Origin of the sequence: Bradyrhizobium campsiandrae (assembly GCF_014529705.1) — a bacterium.
Lineage (GTDB): Bacteria > Pseudomonadota > Alphaproteobacteria > Rhizobiales > Xanthobacteraceae > Bradyrhizobium > Bradyrhizobium campsiandrae.
On record NZ_JAANIH010000342.1, the window covers coordinates 1 to 248 of the forward strand.

Sequence of the window (248 nt, forward strand, 5' to 3'; positions counted from 1 at the left end):
TTTTCTGAAATTGAATGGGAGTAGCAGGCGCGCTACCCTCGTTTGCCTGACACTGCTTCGACCGCGCGAGACCACGACCATGATGGGATGCACACGCCGCCTGCCCCTGATCGCCGCGCTGCTCGGCGCGATAGGGCATCTCGATGGCGATGACGTCAGCGCCGTCGTTCATCGGACGGTTGTTGAGGATATCCTGCACCAGGCCCGGCCAGGGATCGTAAGCCTCTTCGGCGCTCACAGGCGCGGCG

General features: G+C 63.3%; 1 pseudogene. It reads right to left on the bottom strand.

What is annotated here, in order from left to right:
• Positions 1–248, bottom strand: a pseudogene (locus G8O24_RS44890) (hypothetical protein); the annotation flags it as partial.